Genomic DNA, 271 nt, shown 5'->3' on the forward strand with positions numbered 1-271 from the left:
GACACAACGCGCAGCTCGAAACTGCCCTTCTTGCCGTTGCGCAGAACCAGCAGGATGTTGTCGATGGTTGGCTGCGGGAGAACGGACACGATGTTGAGGCCACCGAGTTTTTCGCCCCGCGAATAGCCTGCATCAAATGCACCGTTGATGGCGTTGACGGTCTCACGCAGTTCCGCATGCGAAACTTCAGGCGCAAGCTTGATTAGGGTCTTTGCGATGTTCTCGTCACCGACAAGCGTGAGCAGGACATTTGCCGTGTAGTTCACGACTT

General features: G+C 55.7%; 1 pseudogene. It reads right to left on the bottom strand.

Annotation, left to right across the window (positions count from 1 at the left end):
* Nucleotides 1–271, bottom strand: a pseudogene (locus AC1RPJ_RS08180) (hypothetical protein); the annotation flags it as partial.

The sequence above is a fragment of the Dellaglioa sp. CoH-57-MRSF-17 genome, from assembly GCF_056782015.1.